Consider the following 22,878-nt stretch of genomic DNA (forward strand, 5'->3'; position numbering starts at 1 on the left):
TTCTATTATTTCCCAAATTGTTCTTTGTAGGCTGTTTCCAACTGGCCGAGTGCTTTCTGGAGAATCGAACGTGGGCAGCCTGCATTCAAACGCATAAATCCAGTTCCCTCTTTACCAAACATTGCTCCGTCGTTTAAAGCCAGATGAGCCTTGTCTACAAAGAAATCTACTAATTCAGGCTGACTTAATCCTAATTCCTGGCAATCCAGGAAAATGAGATATGAAGCTTGAGGGCGTATTATTTTTATACGCGGCATATTTTTCTGTAAATAGTTATCTACATAATCAATGTTTTTCTGTATGTAATCAAGGAGCTGATTCAGCCAATCTGTTCCCTGTTCGTAGGCGGCGGCCACAGAGATAAAGGCAAATACATGTCCTTCCGAAAGTTCGCTGGCACTTAGATAATTATGAAACTTTTTTCTTATCTCGTTATTTTCAATGATGCAATATGAGCTCGATAGTCCCGGCATGTTGAATGCTTTGCTGGGTGACATGAAGACAATGGAGTTCAAACGAGCTTTTTCCGAAACTTTGGCAAAAGGAGTATGTTTAAAACCTGGTAAAGTGAGGTCGGCGTGAATCTCATCAGAGAGAACCAAAGTCCCGTTATCGTAACAAATTTCGGCTATTGCAGACAGCTCCTCTTTACTCCATACTCTTCCTCCCGGATTATGAGGATTGCAAAGAATAAATAACTTACAACCTTTGATTACCTCTTTGAAGTGTTCCAGATTCATGCGATATTGCCCATTTTCCAGTACCAATGGATTGTAAACCACCTCTCGGTTATTATGTTCTGTCACCAGGAAGAAAGGATGATAAACCGGTGTCTGTACCAGGACTTTATCTCCGGGTTTGGTAAAGCAATTCAGCACAAATGCAATGCCCGGCACAATTCCAGGGGTAAAACTTATTTGCTCTTTTGAGACGCTCCAGTCGAATCTGTTTAAAAGCCATTTTTCAATAGCGTGGTAATATGATACCGGCTTACATGTATATCCCAAAATTCCGTTTTCACATCTTTGTCTGATAGCATCCAGGATAAATGGCGCAGTTCGGAAATCCATATCTGCGACCCAAAGTGGCAGTAAGTCGTCCCTTCCCCATCTTGGCTTTACTGCATCTACTTTCAGAGCATCGGTTCCTGCACGATCTATTACCTCATCAAAGTTATATTTCATAATTTGTTTCTAATTTGTTGTTCATCTTTCAAAAATGCAAAAATACAATTCATTCTTCGTTGAATGAAATAAAACAGGCACAATCTCTGCACCCTAAAAGGATAAATAATATCTTTCACTGTGAACCGATAAAGATAAGATTCTTTAATCAAATCAAACATAGAATCAAGAGTGAATCTATATTTTATCGAATTAGTTGTCGGAGTAATTTTATATTATTGCTTGCTTATTTAATTTTGATAGAATTGCTCATACAAATAGTGCATTCACTTCCTGACTGGTGGGCATGAAAGTTCCGTTCAACCAAATCTCTGGATTTGTTCGCATAGCAATAAACACAATGATGCGGGCAGGTATTGTACATCCCGATATCTTTGCTTAAGATGCATCCGCAAGCTTTACGCTGTCCTTTGTCTTTCAGATTGATTGGACTTTGTGGCAATTCAGGAGGAAACATCTCTTTGGTATCGGGAAGTTTACCTGTTGCCAGAAAATACATTAACTCAAGGTCAGATTGAAATATTCGTGCTATTAGCTTTTTATCAATGCAACTGTTATGCTCTATTCCATATTTACTAAGGTCGATGGCTTCTGCACATGTCGCTATTGAAAGTTCCCAGCCACCTTCTTTCCAGATTCGACGAAGTTTGGCTAATCCTTCACCAATAATATTCATTTGTTTTTCTGCTGGTTCAGCATTACCAATACTTTCTTTAGTGAAGTCTGTTGTTTCTTGAATCAACTTTGTCTGAACGGTGCGGTAAGTATTTATATCCACAAAACTGATTACCAATTTTTCGGTATAACCTTTCAGCTGAACCCCAATATTACGGATTCTCTTCAAGAGTACTTCCGGAGTAATTTGTGAAGTGATAATTATTGGGTCGAACCGCCAGATTACTCTCTCTTTGCCTATCAATAATGATAATTCTTTGAATGTATAAATACGTTCCTGCAATGAGGGTAAATTGGGCTCGAATCTGTCTTGTTGGTAGTCGTTTAAGGTGAATTGGAAATAATAATGAATGTTTTGCTTATCCAGCTCATGTAGATAGGGGAGAATGGGTTTCGGATTTTTTGTCCAGAAGACTATAACTTTGCATTTTTTGAATGAGACATATACAGGTTTCTGGTTAAAAGGGTTGTGCCATTTAAGATAACCTTTTTTCAGACGGTTAAAGAACCAATCGGCATACCAGGCAGGGATATCAGTCGATCTGCTGGCTGAGATGATAACGGGAGCAAGTGCTTCCACCTGTTCACCGTTATCAGTTGTAATCTTTATTTTATCATGCCAAACTCTCATTCATTCTATTTCAGTTCAATCTTATCCTTTAGCCTGATGTCGTTGCTGGCTGCTCCAAGCATTACAGTGAAGGTTCCTGGTTCTGCAACAAACTCCATTTGCTGGTTATACAGAGAAAGATCTTCCTTGGTCAGCTCAAATTCAATTTTCCGGGTTTCTCCTTTATCCAGATGAATCCGTTTGAATTTTTTCAGCATAATTTCCGGAGTGATTATTGAACTAACGTCGTCTTTGAGGTAAAGCTGTACCACCTCATCTCCTTCACGATTCCCTTTGTTTTTAATCTCACAGGAGATTATAAAGCTATCCTTTCCTGTTTTTTTGCACTTCATGCCCGAATACTCAAATGTAGTATAGCTAAGTCCATATCCGAAACTGTAAAGTGGTGAGCTTGTTCCTTCAACATATTCATTCTGTTTCCCAAGTGAATAGTATACAGGCAGTTGTCCCACTGATCTTGGGATAGAAACCGGTAGTCGGCCTGCCGGGTTATAATCTCCGAACAGAACTTCTGCGATGGCTTTTCCTCCTTCTTGTCCAGGATACCATGCTGTAAGCAGAGCATTTGCTTTCTCTGCAGCAGTATTCATATTGAGCGGTCTGCCCTGTATATAAATAACAACCAATTGTTTCCCTGTTTTCAGCATAGCCTGAAGAAGTTTTTCCTGATCGCCTAGTAAATCAAGCGATGAACGGTCGTATCCTTCGCCTGATTCCATATCTGAAAGGAGTTTCTCTTTCTGAGCGGAAACGGTTGCAGCTCCAGTCTCTTTGAATTCTGTAGAAAAATCGCGAGCACTAGATCCTCCGAGTACTAACACAATTGCGTCGGACTGATTTGCCGCCTTTACAGCTGCTGGTATATCACTTTGAGTGGTATCCCGTATAGCGCAGCCTTTGGCATAATTTATCTTCGTTTTGGCTGATACAGATTCCTTAATTCCATCTAGTACTGTTTTGATATTATCTCTTTCTTGAGGTGCTGTATAATCGCCAAGCTGATTATAGATATTATCAGCATTCGGACCAATTACCGCTATACTTTTGATGGACTTCTCTAATGGAAGAATATTATCGTTCTTTAGAAGAACAATGCTTTCTCTGGCTACTTTTAATGCAACAGTCTTGTTATTTTCACACCGAACCAGCTTTGCTGCATCAGTTGGCTTGACATATGGGTTTTCAAAAAGGCCTGCTTCATACTTTAATCTCAATACATGACTAACAGCACTGTCAATATCAGCAAGAGAAATTAACTTCTCCTGTAGTGCATTTTCAAGGTTTTTACCATAAGCATTGCCCCCTAAATCGACATCGGTGCCAGCTTTAAGAGAGGCTGCTGCCGCTTCTTTTACATTGGCAACTATTCGGTGTCCCCGCACTCCTTCAATACTACCGAGGTCAGAAAATACAAATCCATTGAATCCCCACTGTTTTCTGAGAATATCTTTCAATAGATAACGGTTCGAGGTGCTAGGAACTCCGTCAATAGAATTATAAGATGTCATCACGGTTTTTGCACCAGCCTTTACTGCCATCTTGAAAGGAGGCAGCATTTCAGAAAATAGCTGATGCATTCCAATCTGAGCAGGGTTACCATTATGTCCACCTAACGGGATGCCATATCCGGCAAAATGCTTTAATGTAGAATAGAATTTATATTTTCCTGCATTGTCCTTCACTTGCAATCCCTGTACAAATGCACTTCCAAGTATTCCGGTCAAGACAGGATCTTCTCCGAAAGTCTCTTCCATCCTTGACCATCGAGGTTCACGAGCTACATCAAGTATTGGCCCATAGCCGATATTTCCTCCCATCGACCAACATTCCTGCGCAATAACCCTTCCCATCTCTTCTATCAAATCTACATTCCAGGTGCTGGCTTGTCCTATGGAAGTGGGGAAAACGGTTGTGCCGATGGCCATATGTCCGTGAGCGCATTCTTCAGCAAATAGAATCGGGATACCCAGTCGGGTCTTTTCCATTGCGTATTTTTGAAGTGAATTAATGGCTTCTGCTGATTGTTTTGGAGAAAGGCCTGTTATCAACGTTTTTTGAGTCCATGGATCGGCTCTTAATGTTGCCCAGAAAGAACCAATAGGACGGTTGTTCATCAGATTTTTAAATTTTTCTGCTGGAACAACACCTTTATCCGTTTTTAAATACATTTCCCAACCAAGAGGACAACATAGCTGACCAATTTTTTCGTTCAGCGTCATTAATGAAAGTAGGTTGCTTATTCTCTCTTCAACAGGCGCTTTCGCATTTTTATATACAGGTTGTCCTTGAAGCCGAAAAGATATCAACAGTACAGAACAAATTATAATGAGATACTTGGTCATCTTATTTCTTTATTTTAAATGAAAACACTAATGGCTTTTTGTCATATTTAGAAAGGCGTGGTAATTGCACTTTAACCTTATCTCCTTCTTGAGTCCATTTCACCTTCTTTCCAGTATGTAGCAATGTAATAGCAGTTCCTTTCACAGGAATATTTTTTTCCCACTCGATGCTTTCAGGAAGTGGGTTATTTTGTCCCTGAATATAAAGTGCATAAAGTGTCTTTCCATCTTTACTAGCTGTGAACCAGATATCATTGTTTTTATTCTTGTAAACAGGTGTGATGCGTGTGTTATAGATACCTTCACCATTTATTTTTAACCATTGCCCAATCTCTTTGAGAATAACCTCTACCTCTGGCTGAATGAGTCCTTTCGGAGTCGGTCCTACTCCTAATAAGAGATTCCCTCCTTTTGCAACCACCTCAATCAGATCGGTAATGACTGCATTGGCTGTTTTGAATTTAGCATTTGGCGTCCATCCCCAGTCAGGACTTAGAGGCATGCAACTTTCCCAGGGGTAGGGTAGTTGCTGATCCGGAATTGAACGTTCCGGAGTTTGATAATTTTCATATTTTCCATGAATGGTTCTATCTACGATCAGTAGGTCAGTTTGATGAGAACGTGCCATTTTTGCGATAGATTCCATTTTTATGTCTTGTCGGGGAGCAGCTACCCATCCACCATCTAACCAGAGAATATCAATTTTACCATAATTACTCATCAATTCTTCAATCTGGTTATAAGTGAACTTCTGAAATGCCTTCCATTGTTCAGGATGTCTGTTAATGTTATAATTTACATTTCTGTTAGGTGTAGCATATCTTGGCCACCAATAATATTCACAGTGCCAATCAGGTTTTGAGAAATAGGCTCCGATCATAAAATCTTTTTTTCGGAATGCATCGAATACATATTTAGCAACATCAGCTTTAGGGTTATCTTTGAATGCACTATTCATGATTGAAAAATTTGTTTGCTTGGTATTAAACAAATTAAATCCGTCATGATGTTTAGTTGTGAAAATCATATATTTCATTCCACCAGCTTTGATCACCTCTGCCCATTGTTCCGGATTGAAATCAGTTGGATTAAACTTATCAATCAGTTTGTAATATGCTTTTTTGTAATCCTCATAAGCTATTGTGCTATCTCTTGGTATCCAGTCTACATCCTCAGAACAGATGGACCATGACTCTACAATACCAGGAATTGAGTACAACCCCCAATGAAAAAGGACACCAAATTTCATGTCTTGCCATTTGTCTAATTGGTTTAGAACATTCTTCTCTTCAGGCCATTGATACTCGGTTGAACGTTGATGAACGAATCCTTGCTGAGCTTGCAACTTGATGGATGGCGATAACAGCAATAAACCAGCGGTAAAAAAAACGGTTCTAATTAATATATCTTTTTTCTTCATATTATTTCAAGCTTAAACAATAATCAATGAGATTAAGAGCATCTGGCACTCTAGTAAAATCAAGATTGTTTTTATTAATGTAGCCATTTATAAGCTCCTTTTTCTCCTTAAATAAGTTTAGTAAATTTTTTTTGCTTTTGCATACCACCATTTTACCTTTTGTCTCAAACAAGTATCGATTTTCATTTATTCTTGAATAGACTTCTGTACTCTGATTCAGATATTTACCCCTCTGCCAGTAGTTCGTGTTTATACTTTCAACTTTAGATTGAGTTACTTGTCCATAAACCCCTTTAAATCCCCTATTCACATCTTTTAGTAACCAATCGATGTATACAACTCCGTTTTCGAGTGCTATGCATTCCAGATAAGTTCCGTTTGCATAAATAAACTTATGAGATCCGATAAGTATGCTGTCTACTTGTTCCTTATTCATGAGAATCATCTCATTCTCGCCATCCATGTACATCATAGCTTTGTTGGATGCATCATAATTTAGCGGTGCATTAATTCTTGTCATATTAAACAATTTAACTGTGCCTTGAGAATACTTATCAAAGAGCATAATCCGTTTTTTCTGAGCGAAGTTAGTCAGCGGGAGTGCCATAATTGCTACTAAAAAGATAATTCGTTTCATGGTTTATAATGATTAAGATTGATCTGTAAATATACAAAAAGCATAAGAGGCTGATATCAAAATAGTTATTTTGATTCAGCCTCTTAATTTATTTTAAGAGTTCAGTACACTTAGTACAACATTATAGTGCAGGACCTGCTCCGAATTGAGGAGCTCCCTTATCTTGCCATACTCTTTCACTATTGAGCAATGTCCCGCTTTGGTTAGAACCCGGAGTGAAACCTTGTGACTTATAAGCTTTAATCAGTACATCATACATCAAGTCAGTCGGTGATGGTGAACCAACCTCGAAGCGACGAGGTATAGCATTATTTGGAACTACGGAACCAAAGTTTTCCCATTTAATCAATGTTGAACCTTCTTTAGGGCAACCTGAACGACGAACAGTTACAAACTGATCGCATGGGAACAAAGTGAAATGAAGAAGTTCCTGAATATAAACTTTCTCTAAATCGCTTGCTTTGTCACCTGTAAGTTGATAATCTGGGTTAGACGCCATAGCATCAATTTCGCCACTCTTAAGGTCAATGGCAACTTCATTTGGATCATAGCCATATGTTGTTCCGTAGTAAGGAATCTTATTCAAGCTTGCCAAACGGTCGTATTCCTCAACAGAAGCTCTGATTGCTTTGTTGAAATAGGTACTTGCACTCTGAGGTAAGTTTGCTCCTAACAATTTTAATTCTGCAAGGTATAAGTTCACTTCAGCTGTTGACATATACATACCATACCAAGGATTATCATTGGTATCCTGAATAACTGGATCGCCAGGTAGTGTTGGCAAGGTAAAGTCAATTCTACCGATAATCATTTCCTGCTGGAACATAGAGAACGGTTGATAGCTACGAGTTGAAGTCAGTTTAAAACGATTTGAATCGAAATAGTCTGCATTATTGCTATCATATTGAGCATTCATTTCAACTGGGAGTCCATAGTAACGTACCCAAGGTTCGCCCATACCTTTCCACTGAACGAATGTTTTTTTACCGCCATTTTCAGTATACACCACATTGTCTAATACATATTTTGGAACATCTTTTCCAGCGTCAAAGAAAGCTTGAACAACTTTAGAACTCCATTGATTTTTCTGATAGAAGAATCTTACACGTGGGTCTTTATTCTTAATCATGAAGTTGATAACTCTTTGACTTGGTGCAGTGCCCTGTAAGAATCCATTGCTCCAATGGTATACTTTGTCACCGTCATTAGCAGTTACAGATTTTGCTTTGTTGAAAACAAAGTTGTCACTTGTTCCATCGAGCACGCCACAAGATGCATTTGCTACTGTTGAAGCAATCTCTAACGCTTTCGCTTTATTCTGAGCTAATAAACGAACAGCAATTTTCAATCTCAAAGAGTTTGCCAATTTTGCCCATTTTGATGCGTCACCCTTATAGATTACATCTTGATTTGTTGGGAAGGTCTGGTTGGTAGATGTGGTCAATGTTTTTACAGCATCATCCAACATGCTTAACCATAGTGTATACAGAGTCTCAATTTTATCATATTCCGGAGTTAGTGTACCTCCATAGCGGGCACGACAAGCGTCAATAAATGGTCTGTCACCATACATGTCACTATCAAAAACTCCAAGATATGCTGTTAGTACATCTATACATGCTGCCATATTAGCATATTTGGCCGATTCTTCTTTAGACATGGTTGAACGTAAATGTTCCAGATCACGTGCATAATTCAATACACTGATATATTGTCCTCCTTGCTCGCCTGTAGCAGTTGTTTCAGTGTAAGTAGAGTTAAATCCTGTAGTCGGTACTCCCATTTGTCCCCATCTGTATGTCATAGCTGCGTTGTAGAACCAATAGGTATAACCGGACGGTTCAAAATTGATAACTGCCTGAGCAAATAGATATGAGGGCTCTGCTTTGACTACATCAGAGGGGTTGGAATTTAAATCTGCAAATTCTTCACGGCATCCGGAAAAGATTACAAGAGAGCCAAGAAGGGCAGACATTAATAATGATTTATATTTTTTCATTTTGTTCTTCTTATAATGATTAAACATTCGTTTAATAGATCCAATTAGAAATTAGCATTAATTGTGAACATGTAGTTCGCTGTATATCCAGAGAATGTACGTACGCGGAATTCTGTAGCAGATGTACCACGAACAGATTCAGGATTTTCACCGTTAGGCATGTTATTCAGAAGGTAACCAAGGTTACGTCCTGTAAGAGTCAGGTTAATGCTGTTGGCTTTCAGCTTTCGGCTGAAGCTATCAGGTACACGATAGTTCAATGATACTTCACGTAATGCGATATAGTTTAATTTTGAAACCCAGTCGTCATTAACAACACCTTGTCCCCAACTATTTACACGGTAGTTCCAGATTGATGCATGTGTTGGTTCAATCTTACCTTTTCCTAACAAGTCTTTGAATGTTTCACCACCTGTAGCAACTGTATAAGAACTTCCGTCGGCCTGAGTAATCTTTGTTCCTGCTGGGAAAATACCTTCAGGAATTACGCCATCGTCATAAGTTAAATTATCGAACTTAGAAGTCCAGGTTGTACCACCATATTCGGGAGCTGAGTATCTTAATGAAGCTTTTGTATAGCCGTAAGCTGTACCATATCTAGAACCATAAGAAGCGACATAGCCTCCGAATCTCATATCAAATGAAGCGTTGATGCTCCAGTTTTTATAGCTCAGACTAGTTGATAATGATCCAAGGAAATCAGGAATCATTGAACCTACCTCTTCCACTTTTCCACTTCTTGCATAATATGCATAACGATTTGAATCGCTCCATTTCAGGATTGGCAAACCAGTCTTTTCATCAATTGCTTTTTTAGAATCTGACATCAGGATACCATAAGAATAACCTACTTTGGCAACAGAACCGATACGATAGTTACCATAGTCTGGAGTACCATCAAGTGTAATGTAGTCTGCTACATTCTTGTGTAATGAAATAATCTTATTCTGATTCTTGGTGTATGTGAAGTCTAATGTCCACTTCCAGTCCTTGTTTTGGAAAGGAACTGTATTCAGTGCCAATTCTACACCCTGATTTTGGATATTACCGGCATTGATTTTCTGTGCACTGATACCTGATACATAAGGTACTGAGATCGTCATAATCTGATTCTTTGTATTTTCCTTATAGTATGTTGCATCCAGACCAATTCTGTTATTGAAGAAACGCCAGTCAAGTCCTACTTCCCAAGCATTTTTACGTTCAGGTTTCAGATTATTCGAAAATACAGTATTATTCAATGACAACGAATAAACATTTCCGTTTAAGGTATTGGATGTACCAAGAGAATAGGCCGTGTTAATAATATAAGGATCTGTATCATTACCTACCTGTGCCCATGATGCGCGAACTTTTGCAAAAGAAATAGCGCTTGGTAACTTAAAGGTTTCGTGTAGTAACCATGATCCGGAAACTGATGGATAGAAGTATGAATAGTCTCCATGCTTATCAGAGTAAACCAATGCAGATGACCAGTCATTACGTCCTGTTACATCTAAATAAACCTGGTTTTTCCAACTAACACTTCCCTGGAATGCTACTGATAACATTCTCTTTTGTCCTGAGATATTTCCATTATAGCTGACGGCGTCTTTAGAATTTCCTAAGAAATATTGTCCAGGAACAATCAATCCTCCAGATGTATTCATTGAAGTAGCTTGTTCAATGTTGTTGTAATATTCACCACGAACAAAACCACCAACGTACCAATCACCTAATGGTTTGTTGAAATTGAATGCTGCGTTGAAATTGGTTTGTTCCTTAGTGTACATGTTCATTCCATAGTAACCAGAATTTGTATTTGCATATCCAGTCCCTAAATCCTTCTCTTCAGATCTGCGATAGTAGTAGTTATAAGTACCTTCAGCTCTGAAACTTACCCAATCTGTTATTTTTGCATTTAAGATTAGTCCCGGACGAACAGATGTCTCTTTCTGAGTGTATTCGTTCTCATAAACATTCCACCATAAACTACGTCCTGGTACTGTTCCATATTCGTCACCAAAGTCGGTGCTTGCAAGCCCACCATGATTACCTTTATATTTATGTTTAAAGTAACTAGGGTCATATGCACGTGGCCATGTTCCATCGATATAATATTCACCAACGTTAGGTTGTGCATTCTTTGGATTTGAATTGGCAAATGTGATACTGGCTTCAAGATTCACTTTGCTTGTAATATCATGAGATGCTTTTGCCATCGCTGATAAACGATTAAAACTGTTGTTTGGCAATGTTCCTTCATTATATTTGTATGACAAAGATGTGTAGAAAGTTGTTTTATCGTTACCACCACTTATTGCTACGTTTGTATTGCTGTTAAAGCCGAGATCATAAGTGTCTTTAAAGTTGTTTTTAACAGCATTGTACGGTCTGTATGTATGGTCGTAGTATTCAATGTTTGAACCATCGAATGCTGGACCGAATCCAGCACCTTGCCAGTCGCTACTTAATACAGTATTTTTACCATCTGCATTAGTGAAAAACTGATGTTTATTATCAAAACGATAATAGTTGCCATTAGAATCTTTTTTTCCATAATCTACATAACCAGAAAATGCACCGTCACCATAAACATTCTGAAGGTCTGGTTGTGCAAAAACGTAGTCTACACCAAAAGTTTGTGATAAATGAACGCCGATACCTTTATTCTTTGTTCCACTCTTGGTAGTGATTACTACGGCACCATTAAGACCGCGTGATCCATAAAGAGCTGTTGCAGCTGCACCTTTCAGTACAGAAACAGTTTCAAAATCGTCTGGGTTCAGATTCTTTAATTCATTACCATAGTCATTTGCAGCTTGATTCCAGTCAGCATCTCCTGATTTTGAAATGGCATTATCTAAAATAATCCCGTCAACAACATAGATTGGCTGATTATTTTTACCCAAGGTAGAAGCACCACGGATCAAAATCTTAGTAGAACCGAACATACCACCGTCTGATTGTGCAATTTCAACACCGGCAACTTTACCTTGCAAAGCTGCAACAGGGTTGATAACATTTGCATTCAACTGGTCGCCGTTTAATTCTGTAACTGCATATCCAAGTGCTTTTGTTTCACGTTTGATACCTAAAGCTGTAACCACAACTTCCTTAAGTATTTGTGAACTCTCTTTCAATGTAATGTTAATTGTGGTTTGTCCATTTACTTCAACAACTTGAGATTCCATGCCAAGGAAAGAGAAAACTAATTTCCCTTTTGAGGGTACTTTTGAAAGTACATAATTACCATCCATATCAGTAATTGTACCGTTTGTTGTCCCTTGGACTGAGATGTTCGCTCCGATAATCGATTCACCTGACGGATCTTTTACAGTTCCTTTTACAGTCAATGTTTGTGCCATTGCTGTGACAGAAACTAACGATAGAATGAGCACAAAGACTTTCTTAAAAAAGAAAGAACTAAATTCTGCTTTTTTTTTCATTCTTGCATGTGTTTTTAGTTAAACTTACTTGGTTTATAAGATGCTTTTATTGATTTAGTTAGCTACAGACTCCATTTCGGATCCTGTATCTTGAATGCAAAGATAATATGGATTGCAAAATAAACAAAATAATTTGATTGATTTGTTAATGTTTTTAAGAATAAATATTTGTATAATATGAATCAAAAAGGAAAAATCATTAATTTATGGGTTATTTATAATAAACTGCTATTTATTTTTTATAAAATATTACATATTATAAAACAACAAAAAGGAGATATTGTTTTCAAAACAATAATTGATTATGATTTTAGGGTCTATATTCTCCTTTATAATTGTTTGTGATGGGAATATTAAGGTCATAATTGTCCAGAGTAACAATAATGTTTATGGTATTTTTTTTGAATGACCTCTTGGAATAACATAAATTAATTAACAATGTTAAAATATGTTTTTGAGAGGAGCGCGTTTACAGAATTTAAATATTAAAGCAGTGTTATTTAAGAAATTTAAAAAATAGAAAGGCAAAGAAAAGGAAAATAGATGTTTTATGACGAAAAAAGAGCATTAAATCATTTGATTTAATGCTCTTTTAAGGTGGTGCCACCAGGAATCGAACCGGGGACACAAGGATTTTCAGTCCTTTGCTCTACCAACTGAGCTATGGCACCTTTGTGATTGCGGATGCAAAGGTAGTGATTCTTTTTAAATATGCAAACTAAAACAAAGAAAAATGCCGATAAACAGTGCATTTTCTGTATATCGGCATTTTGAGGGATATCCTTATTTGCACAGGATGAATTAGTTAGCACCTTATTTTAATGCATTCCATCCTTGCGCTTTTAATTCAAATTCCTGACCGTCTCTTGTGATTAAAGCGCATCCAAGTTCTTGTTTTGTGATATGTCCTATCAGTTTTACCCCTTCAATTTCCGCAACTTTATCATGGTCGGCAATGGGAACTGTGAAAAGAAGCTCGTAATCTTCTCCGCCATTCAGAGCACAGGTTGTAAGATTCATATTGAATTCTTCTGCCATAACCGCTGTTTGGTAATCAATAGGGATACGTTCTTCATAGATGCGACAACCTACCTTGCTTTGCGTGCAGATATGCATCATCTCCGATGATAGCCCATCGGAGATGTCCATCATGGAGGTGGGAACGATGTTCAACTTAGCCAGTTTTTCGATGATATCTTTGCGTGCAGCTGGTTTCAACTGCCTTTCAAGCAAATATTCCTTTCCGGCAAAGTCGGGTTGCATATCTTTTTCACCTTTTAATACCGCTTTTTCTCTTTCCAAAAGTTGAAGTCCCATATATGCTGCCCCCAAGTCACCGCTTACACAAACCAGATCGGTATCTTTTGCCCCGTGACGGTAGACTACCTTTTCCTTGTCAGCTTCACCAATGCAGGTAATGCTTATTGCAAGTCCTGTCATTGAAGAGGAGGTGTCACCGCCAACTATATCTACATCATGCTCTTCGCAGGCAATTCTCAGTCCGGCATAGAGATCTTCCATATCTTCAATGCAGAATCTTTTGGATAGGGCGATGGAAATAATCATCTGTTTGGGACTTCCGTTCATTGCGTATATATCAGATATATTCACGATGGCGGCCTTGTATCCCAAATGTTTTAAAGGAACGTATGTTAAATCGAAATGGACGCCTTCCATTAGCAGATCGGTTGTAACCAACACTTGCTTTTCAGGATATGAGAGTACTGCTGCATCGTCGCCAACGCCGTATATAGTCGATTCGTTCTTTATCTCAATCCCCTCGGTCAAATGGTTGATAAGTCCAAATTCTCCTAAAGTTGCTATTTCTGTTCTTTTTCTTTCTTGCATATATTTATATTAGTTTATACCCTGTTGATCATTTCGCGCATGATATATGTCATCTTGGGTTGTGCGGCATCGGCTGCTTTTTGAACATCTTCATGAGATATTTCAACAATTTTACCTTCAACGCCAAGGTCGGTGATGATGGAGATTCCGAAACACTTGATTCCGGCATGATTTGCTACAATCACTTCGGGAACGGTCGACATACCCACCGCATCGGCTCCCATAATATGGAACAGTTTGTATTCTGCAGGAGTTTCATAGGTAGGGCCTTGAGTTCCAAGGTAGACTCCCTGTTGTATTTTGATTCCTTTTTCTTCTGCAATAACCAAGGCTTTCCCAATTAACTCTCTGGAGTAAGCTTCACTCATATCCGGGAAGCGAGCTCCGTATAGGTTCTTACCTCTTAATGGGTGTTCGGGGAAATAGTTGATATGATCTGTGATAATCATCAGGTCTCCGATTTCAAAATTTGGATTTGTCCCGCCGCTGGCATTTGATACAAATAGGGTTTTTATACCCAATTCCTTCATAACTCTTACCGGAAACGTCACCTCTTTCATGGAGTATCCTTCGTAGTAATGGAATCGTCCCTGCATGGCCATGATGTCCTTGTTGCCCAGTTTCCCGAAGATAAGTTTTCCACTGTGTCCTTCGATGGTAGATATGGGGAAATTGGGAATATCTTTGTATTCTATCTCTAATTTTTCAGTAATTTCACCGGCCAGATTTCCTAAGCCAGTGCCTAGAATTATTGCTGTCTCGGGAGATGTATGCATTCTTTCTCTAAGAAATGATGCCGTTTCTTTTATTTTTTCTAACATATTCAATAATGTTTTGATTAAACATTTCATCCTGGTTTAACAGGAATTTTACTTCAATGGGAAGAATATAAATGCTCTTTTTTACCTCTTCATCAATTATATGAGATATCTGAGAAAGTCGGGCTGCGTCTTTCTCGGTTGTGACGATGATTTTCTTGTTACCAGACAATCGGTTGAATGTCTCCTTTATTGTCTTTAAGTCATTCTCGCCAAAATCATGATGGTCTGAGAATGTAACCGGAGTAATTTGTGATGTATAGCGTTCCAGGTCTTGCATCATTTGCTTGGGAGAAGCAATACCGGTAAGTAACAGTACCTGCTCGTTCTTTTCAATTTGTGCCAGTGTCTTTCGTGTGGCACCGTATTCCGGGAACAATGGAGTTAAACCTCCGTATTTATAGGTTGTAAAATATAGTTCCTGATATGGGTATAGATCCAGCCTTTTGGAAATAATCCGATAATCCATCGGTTTCATTCTCTGTGGGCATTTGGTTACAATGACCATATTCGCGCGGATTTTCCCATGTTCGGGCTCTCTCAGTCTGCCGGCCGGAAGAAGTGCGTCGTCACAAATCAGCCGGTTGAAATCAACCAGAAGAATGCTTAGTCCGGGAGAAACATACCGATGCTGAAAAGCATCATCAAGTAAAATTGCATCCAATCTGGGGTTGCTGTTTTCTTCCATCAGCATTTCAATCCCATGGCATCGGTCTTTATCGACAGATACAATTACTTCTGGAAATTTTTGTTTTATCTGGTAAGGCTCATCACCGATGTTTTTTGCCGAGCTGTCTTCTGTAGCCAGGACAAAACCTTTTGATTTACGTTTATAGCCTCTGCTCAATACCGCAATCTTAAACTCATTCTTAAGTAATCTGATCAGATATTCGGTATGAGGGGTTTTTCCGGTACCGCCCACTGTGATATTCCCAATGCAAATAATTGGGATTTCGTAACTTTTGGACTTCAGAATGCCCCAATCAAAGAGTTTATTACGCAAGTTTACCCCCAGTCCGTATAGAAAGGAGAGGGGGTATAAACTTTTGTGTATTTTAATGAAACTATCTTCCATTCACTATTTGATGTTGATGTCAAAAGGAACACGAGCTTGCATATAATCAAGGCTCTGTACATCTTTTATCATGCTGAAACCTTGATAGAGCTCTCCGAATTTAGATTTTGTTAATTTAGATTCGATGTAATGAGTCGGTTTTTCCTTTAAAAGTGAAGAGAGGAAATTTTCTTTTTCTGGGAATGATAGCAGAGTGTATTCTTTTACCTTTGCTTTTTGAGCGGCAATCTGAATGGCTTTATCAATACCTCCCAGTTCATCCACCAAACCAATTTTTTTAGCTTTTTCGCCGGTCCATACCCTTCCTTCGGCTATTTTTTCCATCTTTTCCTTACTCATTTTTCTGCCTTCTGCACATCTTGAAAGGAATGTATTGTATCCCTGGTTGATGTTCATCTGTATCAGGGTTTGCTCGTCTGAGTTAAGTCCGCGGCCAAGTGCTCCCAGGTCAGAAAACTTGTTAGTCTTTACAACATCAAAATTAAGTCCTACTTTATCGGTCAATCCTTTTACGTTAGGGAACATACCAAATATACCAATCGAACCAGTCAATGTGGTTGGTTCTGCAACAATGCAATCTGCTGCGCATGAAATATAGTAACCTCCGGATGCAGCATAATCACCCATAGAGACAACCACTGTTTTTTCTTTTTTCAACGCTTTAATTTCATTCCATATTTGTTCTGAACCAAATGCGCTTCCTCCGGGAGAGTTTACGCGCAATACCACAGCTTTGATGTCTTTGTTTTCTCTTATTTCCCGCAGATCCTTAATAACTTTTTCCGAAATAATTCCACCGTCAGCATTGGTGTCTATTTCGCCGAATGCATAATAAACTGCAATAGCATTTCCACTTTTGTTTTTAGGTACATTTCGTTTTAAGTTAATCATGTCCTTCAGACTCATTACCGCCAGATCATCCTTTTTATCGGTTTTTGTCATTCGTTTCAGGTAATCCCTTACGTCATTCTTATAAATAAGAGTATCTGCCAGATGACATTTAACGGCTTGTTCTGAGGGATAAAACATGATCATTCTATCTGCATAAGCGTTAAGAGAATCTTTTGAAATTTTGCGGGATGCCGATACTCCATTCAGGATTTCGTTCCAGATAGAACCTACAAACTCTGTAACTTGTTCCCGGTTTGCCGGACTCATTTGGGTGGCAATAAATGGTTCTACGGCCGATTTGTATGTACCTACTTTGAATACCTGCATCTCAACTCCAATCTTCTTGAGTAGATCTTTGTAGAATATAGGCTGTGAGGCTAAACCTTTCCATTCTATCATTCCTTTAGGATTGAGAAGGACTTTGTCTGCTACGCTAGACAAGTAATATAGTTTCTGAGTGTAGTTATCGCTATAGGCTACGATGAATTTCCCGCTCTTCTTAAAATCGGCCAGGGCATTTCTGATTTCCTGCAGTGAAGCATATGAAGCGTTCAGCATTCTTGCTTGTATATAAATGCCTTTAATGTCTTCATTTTCCTTAGCTTTTTTAATTGATAAGAGGATGTCGTCCAAACCATAAGTTGAATATTCTTCTCCTATGAGTTGTAACAATGGATTCTCTTCAGTTCTTTCCTCCAATGCACCATTAAGGTCGAGGAACATGATTGAATTTGATTTAACCTCCACTTCTTTTTCTGATGAGGAAATTACTCCAAATAATACAATGGCACCAATAAAAAACATCACAATGCTTGATAGTATGATTCCAACTACGGTGGCAAGCGTAAATTTTAGGAAATCTTTCATTTTAGTGTGTGTTAACTTATGTTTTTTCTAATTTTTTAAGAAACAAAGATAATTTATAGAATTGACAAATCCAAGATTTATTGATTTTTTATCGACAGAGCTAATAGGGCTATTTTATTATGCATCTTTTTGTGTGTATAAATAATTTACAACCAATTTTCTCTCTGAGTCGATTTTGCCTGATGCTTGATTTGTTAAATTACTCTCTGTTTTTGGTATTATTTATTTGTTTTCAAATCGCATTGAGATATAAAATGTATTAATGCTTGCATTTATATTATCTTCTATCCGAAATAAGTTCTTATCCTGTGATTCTTTTTCTATTTTGAATAGATTGCATAATTGTGCTCCGTTACGTTTCCTCCATAAATTGAATTCAAAAAAGTCCCGCAAGTCACGCATGTCACGCGGAACGTACGTAATGTATTGCTGATTAGGTGTTTGTAGGTGCGTGACTTCCGCGTGACTAGTGCGTGACTTCTGATAAGTCGCGCAGATGTTTACTGGGTACTGATCAAGATAGACTTATGAATATGCATGCCTTAATGTTTTTTATTAAATACCAAACCGGCTTAGGAATAATAAAAATACAGCCAATGAGTTCTAGTAATAACCTCGGAAATCGTAATCCCATTCAAGAAAGATCATCTGTTGATACTATATCTTTGTTGCTCCATCCGGATCTACCAACGGTGTACACCCGGATGTAGAGGCTTGGTAGACCTGGGTGGAAGAAGCGGGTAGACCCGGGTGGGCAGAGAAATTATTCACCTTGAATTTTTAGAATATTCGCCTGTTGTTTGATAATTCCTTGGCGGTAGGATGCGGATACCAGCAGGTAGAACGTACCACCTTCTCCTTTAGTATCATAACCCCTTTATAGTATGCGCCAATTTTAGTCTGTTCTTGAATAAATGTATATCAATGTTTGCCACCTCCTCGTAGCTCATTCATTTATTCTTCTCCAACTGCACTTCTTTACGGGTAGTTTATCAATCCTTCATCAGTCCTGGCTTGTTTTTCCAAACATTTTGCCAGGATCTTTAGTCTCGCGATAATTCTTCTCTGATTGTATATCAATCCTTTGCCGGTTCACTCCAGTAGCAATCTAACCCCCACCTTATATTAGAGCTTCTATTTTTTTCCTGCAGTTAACTGCACCACCTCCCGTTAATCGTAGATTAAGCCTTTCTATTCTCCCATCAATTGCCCTGGTTGTACATCCTTCTTCTATCAACCTCCTAGATAGCTACAATCCAACTCTCTTCAGCGTTCCGCATGACAATCTGCTGCAAGTCAGTACTTAATCCTCTCCAACCTGATGTCAATCCCTTGCCCTTTGCCAGGAAGTCACGCGCTGCTTACGCAGAAGTCACGCACCTGTAATGGCCATGATATGAGTGTTTTATATCGAAAGTGCGTGACTTGCGCGACTTGTGCTACTTTTTTAAATCAACGCTATGGAGATTCCTGGTGACTATCTCCGCATACAATTCTTATACCCATCATTCGCAATGTCCGATAATATAACACAAGCATAACCGCCCCTCGACAACCATTGGTAAACCCATCTATTTCACCTCCGCTTTGCATTTTGCTCCCTGCCAATTGTGCCACCCCTATCCTTTGCCATTGCTTTTATTCTATTAATGCCACCGGATAACTCAAGGTTTTCTTAGTTCCTGAATAGAACAGAATACAGCCATAATTACTACCCCCTGCCTATAATCGACAAACTTTCTTTCCACACGTGCGCATAATATAACAAGCTTGACGTAGGTAAAGGTTGCTATCACTTTGAACTTTCTTTCCACATTTGCGCATAATATAAACCCCATTTGTATTGTTCTTTAGCGAAAACTCCCACACACGCTCACAATAAAAAACTAGTTCTTGTTCTCATATTATCGCCCGGTTCTCATCCCTTCACGCGCGCGTAATACAATAAGGTAATGCCTTGTTCTCCCTATTTTCCTACACTGAAAAAATTATGTTATATAACACAATTGAGAACCAGTTGATTAACATTTTGCCTGAAACTTTTTGAGGAAAAAGAGTGTTTTAAATTTGTTTGGTAAGTTGAAAAGGTCTACTTTTGCACCCGCTTTGCAAGAGAAACAAAGCCTTGATAAATGACATGCTGATAACGGTTGCTTTATTCCGAAGCTTGGCTGAAAGGATTTAAAAAAAATAATTCAGAAAAGATTTGGAGGTAAGAAATAAAACCTCTACCTTTGCATCCGCTTAACAATCAAGCACAATTTTGATCGTTCTTTGAAAAGATTTAGATATAAACAATACAAGTAGTACAAGAGCTATTATATTCCGATGTTAATCGGGGTATTTTGGTAAAAAAGATTCAAACCGTCAATATCCTTCCTTATAGGATGAGATATTAAAATAAGAATCGGAATCCTGAACAGAATTAAAAAGAAACTTTTACAATGAAGAGTTTGATCCTGGCTCAGGATGAACGCTAGCTACAGGCTTAACACATGCAAGTCGAGGGGTAGCAGGGTAGCAATACCGCTGACGACCGGCGCACGGGTGAGTAACACGTATCCAACCTTCCCATAACTCAGGGATAGCCTTTCGAAAGAAAGATTAATACCTGATGGTACTTTATTAGGGCATCCTAATTAAGTTAAAGATTTATCGGTTATGGATGGGGATGCGTTCCATTAGATAGTTGGTGAGGTAACGGCTCACCAAGTCTTCGATGGATAGGGGTTCTGAGAGGAAGGTCCCCCACATTGGTACTGAGACACGGACCAAACTCCTACGGGAGGCAGCAGTGAGGAATATTGGTCAATGGGCGCGAGCCTGAACCAGCCAAGTAGCGTGAAGGATGAAGGTCCTATGGATTGTAAACTTCTTTTATAGCAGAATAAAGTGACCCACGTGTGGGTTTTTGTATGTATGCTATGAATAAGGATCGGCTAACTCCGTGCCAGCAGCCGCGGTAATACGGAGGATCCGAGCGTTATCCGGATTTATTGGGTTTAAAGGGTGCGTAGGCGGAAAGATAAGTCAGCCTGTGAAAGTTTGCGGCTCAACCGTAAAATTGCAGTTGATACTGTTTTTCTTGAGTGTACATAAGGTAGGCGGAATTCGTGGTGTAGCGGTGAAATGCTTAGATATCACGAAGAACTCCGATTGCGAAGGCAGCTTACCGGGGTACAACTGACGCTGATGCACGAAAGTGTGGGTATCAAACAGGATTAGATACCCTGGTAGTCCACACAGTAAACGATGAATACTCGCTGTTTGCGATATACAGTAAGCGGCCAAGCGAAAGCATTAAGTATTCCACCTGGGGAGTACGCCGGCAACGGTGAAACTCAAAGGAATTGACGGGGGCCCGCACAAGCGGAGGAACATGTGGTTTAATTCGATGATACGCGAGGAACCTTACCCGGGCTTAAATTGCAGATGAATATGGTGGAAACATCATAGCCAGCAATGGCATCTGTGAAGGTGCTGCATGGTTGTCGTCAGCTCGTGCCGTGAGGTGTCGGCTTAAGTGCCATAACGAGCGCAACCCTTATCGATAGTTACTAACAGGTCATGCTGAGGACTCTATTGAGACTGCCGTCGTAAGATGTGAGGAAGGTGGGGATGACGTCAAATCAGCACGGCCCTTACGTCCGGGGCTACACACGTGTTACAATGGAGGGTACAGAAGGTCGCTACCTGGCAACAGGATGCTAATCTCCAAAACCCTTCTCAGTTCGGATTGGAGTCTGCAACCCGACTCCATGAAGCTGGATTCGCTAGTAATCGCGCATCAGCCACGGCGCGGTGAATACGTTCCCGGGCCTTGTACACACCGCCCGTCAAGCCATGGGAGCCGGGGGTACCTGAAGTACGTAACCGCAAGGAGCGTCCTAGGGTAAAACTGGTGACTGGGGCTAAGTCGTAACAAGGTAGCCGTACCGGAAGGTGCGGCTGGAACACCTCCTTTCTGGAGCGATTCCGTTCTTGGTTTGGATTTCTTGTACTACGGTATATTGTTTAATTTAAAATATAGATTTTAAGAGATAAAGAAAGAAGCCGGGCCGAAAGGCAGGCGGTTTTGAACGACAGTCCTATAGCTCAGTTGGTTAGAGCGCTACACTGATAATGTAGAGGTCGGCAGTTCAACTCTGCCTGGGACTACGAATAATGAGGAAGCACCACAGCGGAAAGCTTCTGAATGATTTCGGGGGATTAGCTCAGCTGGCTAGAGCACCTGCCTTGCACGCAGGGGGTCAACGGTTCGAATCCGTTATTCTCCACAAAAGAGATTCATTTCTCGACAAGATCTTTGACATGATGTACAAAAGCAAATAAAGAAGTAACTTTTTTGAGAAAAAAAGAGCTGAAAGTATATATCGAACCATACGCGGCATGATCAGCAATGTGAATGCCGGTTTGTTTGAAGAAAGTAAGCAAGGGCGCATGGCGGATGCCTTGGCTCTCGGAGGCGATGAAGGACGTGATAAGCTGCGATAAGCTTCGGGTAGGTGCAAATAACCATTGATCCGAAGATTTCCGAATGGGACAACCCAATATCCTGAAGGGATATTATCCATCATAGATGGAGGCGAACGCAGGGAACTGAAACATCTTAGTACCTGTAGGAGAAGAAAATAAATGAATGATTCCGTAAGTAGTGGCGAGCGAACGCGGATTAGCCCAAACCATAGATGTTACGGCATTTATGGGGTTGTAGGACCACGTTGTTGGACTTACATTAGAGAATGGAAGACTCTGGAAAGTGTCACCATAGAGCATGATAGTTGCGTACATGAATCTAATGTATACCATAGTGGTATCCTGAGTAGCGCGGAGCACGAGGAATTCTGCGTGAATCTGCCGGGACCATCCGGTAAGGCTAAATACTCCCGAGAGACCGATAGTGAACCAGTACTGTGAAGGAAAGGTGAAAAGCACTTCGAATAGAAGAGTGAAATAGTCCCTGAAACCATGCGCCTACAAGCGGTCGGAGCAGCTTTTAGCTGTGACGGCGTGCCTTTTGCATAATGAACCTACGAGTTACTGTCACTGGCAAGGTTAAGAAA

Annotated in this window: 12 protein-coding genes, 3 tRNA genes and 2 rRNA genes (1 of these 17 running past the window's edge); 4 read left to right on the forward strand and 13 right to left on the reverse strand. The window is 39.5% G+C overall.

Annotated elements, in window-relative coordinates; translation table 11 throughout:
* Window positions 1-5 precede the first annotated feature (5 nt).
* From ABWU87_RS14725 to ABWU87_RS14785, 13 genes are all read right to left on the reverse strand, one after another.
* Complete coding sequence (locus ABWU87_RS14725; protein ID WP_353332006.1) at window positions 6-1,184, reverse strand: MalY/PatB family protein; 1,179 nt, start codon at window positions 1,182-1,184, stop codon at window positions 6-8.
* A gap of 226 nt (window positions 1,185-1,410) precedes the next feature.
* The gene (locus ABWU87_RS14730; protein WP_353332007.1) at window positions 1,411-2,490 is read right to left on the reverse strand and encodes a DUF1848 domain-containing protein; all 1,080 of its coding nucleotides are present in this window, start codon (window positions 2,488-2,490) and stop codon (window positions 1,411-1,413) included.
* Window positions 2,491-2,495: 5 nt separating this feature from the next.
* Window positions 2,496-4,832, reverse strand: a complete 2,337-nt coding sequence (locus tag ABWU87_RS14735) for a glycoside hydrolase family 3 N-terminal domain-containing protein (protein WP_353332008.1) — start codon at window positions 4,830-4,832, stop codon at window positions 2,496-2,498.
* A gap of 1 nt (window position 4,833) precedes the next feature.
* The gene (locus ABWU87_RS14740) at window positions 4,834-6,252 is read right to left on the reverse strand and encodes an alpha-L-fucosidase (RefSeq protein ID WP_353332009.1); all 1,419 of its coding nucleotides are present in this window, start codon (window positions 6,250-6,252) and stop codon (window positions 4,834-4,836) included.
* Between the two features lies 1 nt (window position 6,253).
* Window positions 6,254-6,889, reverse strand: coding sequence for a hypothetical protein (locus tag ABWU87_RS14745; protein ID WP_353332011.1), 636 nt, complete (start codon window positions 6,887-6,889; stop codon window positions 6,254-6,256).
* Window positions 6,890-7,010: 121 nt separating this feature from the next.
* Entirely contained in the window at window positions 7,011-8,888 is a 1,878-nt protein-coding gene (locus tag ABWU87_RS14750) for a SusD/RagB family nutrient-binding outer membrane lipoprotein (protein WP_353332013.1), read from the reverse strand.
* 44 nt (window positions 8,889-8,932) lie between these two features.
* A complete protein-coding gene (locus ABWU87_RS14755) occupies window positions 8,933-12,316 on the reverse strand; it encodes a SusC/RagA family TonB-linked outer membrane protein (protein ID WP_353332014.1) in 3,384 nt (1,127 codons plus the stop codon).
* 598 nt (window positions 12,317-12,914) lie between these two features.
* Window positions 12,915-12,987 (reverse strand) — tRNA-Phe (locus ABWU87_RS14760).
* Window positions 12,988-13,129: 142 nt separating this feature from the next.
* On the reverse strand, window positions 13,130-14,164 hold the full coding sequence (gene thiL, locus ABWU87_RS14765; protein WP_353332015.1) for a thiamine-phosphate kinase: 1,035 nt from the start codon (window positions 14,162-14,164) through the stop codon (window positions 13,130-13,132).
* Between the two features lie 14 nt (window positions 14,165-14,178).
* On the reverse strand, window positions 14,179-14,985 hold the full coding sequence (locus tag ABWU87_RS14770; RefSeq protein ID WP_353332017.1) for a purine-nucleoside phosphorylase: 807 nt from the start codon (window positions 14,983-14,985) through the stop codon (window positions 14,179-14,181).
* Window positions 14,948-16,057: a tetraacyldisaccharide 4'-kinase gene (lpxK, locus tag ABWU87_RS14775; protein ID WP_353332019.1), complete on the reverse strand. Its 1,110-nt coding sequence runs from the start codon at window positions 16,055-16,057 to the stop codon at window positions 14,948-14,950. Before lpxK ends, ABWU87_RS14770 begins: the two co-directional genes overlap by 38 nt.
* Before the next feature lie 3 nt (window positions 16,058-16,060).
* Window positions 16,061-17,815, reverse strand: coding sequence for a signal peptide peptidase SppA (gene sppA / locus ABWU87_RS14780; protein ID WP_353332021.1), 1,755 nt, complete (start codon window positions 17,813-17,815; stop codon window positions 16,061-16,063).
* A gap of 1,664 nt (window positions 17,816-19,479) precedes the next feature.
* A complete protein-coding gene (locus tag ABWU87_RS14785) occupies window positions 19,480-19,653 on the reverse strand; it encodes a hypothetical protein (RefSeq protein ID WP_353332023.1) in 174 nt (57 codons plus the stop codon).
* A gap of 603 nt (window positions 19,654-20,256) precedes the next feature.
* Here ABWU87_RS14785 and ABWU87_RS14790 point away from each other — a divergent pair.
* From ABWU87_RS14790 to ABWU87_RS14805, 4 genes are all read left to right on the forward strand, one after another.
* Window positions 20,257-21,779 (forward strand): 16S ribosomal RNA (locus ABWU87_RS14790).
* 120 nt (window positions 21,780-21,899) lie between these two features.
* Window positions 21,900-21,973 (forward strand) — tRNA-Ile (locus ABWU87_RS14795).
* 45 nt (window positions 21,974-22,018) lie between these two features.
* Window positions 22,019-22,092 (forward strand) — tRNA-Ala (locus ABWU87_RS14800).
* A gap of 143 nt (window positions 22,093-22,235) precedes the next feature.
* Window positions 22,236-22,878: ribosomal RNA gene (locus ABWU87_RS14805) — 23S ribosomal RNA — on the forward strand; it runs 2,239 nt beyond the window's last position.
* The 16S and 23S rRNA genes sit together here with 2 tRNA genes alongside, the layout of an rRNA operon.

The sequence above is a fragment of the Bacteroides sedimenti genome (genome assembly GCF_040365225.1).
GTDB lineage: Bacteria > Bacteroidota > Bacteroidia > Bacteroidales > Bacteroidaceae > Bacteroides > Bacteroides sedimenti.